1 protein-coding gene is annotated in these 1,593 nt (G+C 66.5%); it reads right to left on the bottom strand.

The genetic code is table 11. The annotated features are described in order from the left end of the window. On the bottom strand, nucleotides 1-1,215 hold a 1,215-nt coding region (locus GD1_RS23930), incomplete at its 3' end, for a putative hexosyltransferase (protein ID WP_157079612.1). Nucleotides 1,216-1,593: the final 378 nt, after the last annotated feature.

The following is a 1,593-nucleotide window of genomic DNA, read 5'->3' as shown; positions in this document are numbered from 1 at the left end:
AGGTCCAGCGCCCTCGGGGCGGCCGCCCCCGCCGCCGCCACCGAAGCCCTGGCCCTGGTCGCCGCTCAGCGATGAGTGGTAGACGCCGATCGCGGCGGCCTGGATCAGCACCGGGATGATCACGAACCGCAGTGGCATGTAGAACGCCAGCACCACGCTGAGCACCTCTGCGGTGAAGAAGTAGCGGTCGTGCATTGCCGGCAGCAGGAACGGCACCAGGACCGAGGATGCCGTCGCCACCACCAGGGTCGTTGCCGGGGCCACCGGGGGCTTGCGCCACACCGACCACACCAGGAAGGCGACGATCACCGCCGCGGCCAGTCCGATCCCCAGATGCGCGAGCCAGGTGGCGTCACCGGCGATCGGGATCAACTGGTAGAGGTTGGCCGCGCCCAGCGTGAGCTGCTTGTAGGAGCCGGTCTGGTCGAGGTACACCGACAGCGCCTCGCGCCACGGGGCACCGGCGATGATCGCGGGTAGATCGAGCAGCACGAACACCGCCGGGATGGCCACCAGCGAGTACCACGGCAGCCGACGACGCAGCAGCAGCCAGACGAGGACCGGGAGCACGAAGATGGCCTGCAGTTTGAACGACAGTGACAGTCCGAAGAACACACATGCCCACACGGAGTCGACAACATACGCACGGTGTGTGATCCCCTCACGCTGCGCGCGGAGCAGGAAGTAGATTCCGCCCAGTGCGAAGGCCGAGTAGATGGCGTCGGCCTGACCCCACCAGGCGGAGTTGGCGATCACCGACGGCAACAGGAACATCACACCGAAGGCCAACGCCCGCACCGAGAATCGCGGGGTACGCAAGGCCACGATCCGGTAGGCGAAGAAAGCCAGCACGAGATCGAAGATCACCGACACCGCCTTGATCCCGATCAGCGGCGGGATGTTGAGGGCGGTGAGAATCCAGATCAGATACAGGTACGGGTAGTTGTAGTCGGCGAAACGTTCGCGAAACGCGCCGAACCCCTGGGTGTCGAGGGTCTGATACCAGCGGCTCAGAAATGCCTGATAGTCCATCGTCTCGATGTCGCGGAACTGCCAGCGCACCACCAGGCCCACCACCACGACGGCACCCAGGACCGCCCACCGGGCCCACCGCGGCCATCCGGGTGCCGGGACCGGATGCGCTGATTCGGGGGCCGACGCCGGATCCGGCGGCGCCGTGATTTCCACGGGGGTGTTGGGGTCCACGGATGTCATGGTGTCCACAGTGCTCGCCGAACCTGGGAACCCTGTGGACACCTCCTGCGAGTCCCCCACGAGCGACTGTCAGGTGGCGCGGGTCACGATCACCTCAGAGGTGGTCACGTCGTCGACGTCGGCCGACGGAGGTTTCGACACGCCTCGTCGCTCCGCTCCTCGTCGGCTCAACCACCAACGCCCAGTGACTGATTGCGTCGTCGCTCCGCTCCTCGTCGGCTCAACCACCCACGGCCAGCGAATGATTGAGTCGCGACCACCTACTGATGATTGAGCCGGGACCGAGCATCGCGAGGACCCGAGTCGAAATCCCCGCAGCCAGCGTCGGGTGGCGACCACCTCCGAGGTGGTCACGTCGACGACGTCGGCCGGCGGAGG

Source organism: Gordonia desulfuricans NBRC 100010 (genome assembly GCF_001485495.1).
GTDB classification, from domain to species: Bacteria; Actinomycetota; Actinomycetes; order Mycobacteriales; family Mycobacteriaceae; genus Gordonia; species Gordonia desulfuricans.
The sequence above is the reverse complement of the archived record's forward strand: the minus strand, read 5'-3'. Positions and strand labels throughout refer to the sequence as shown.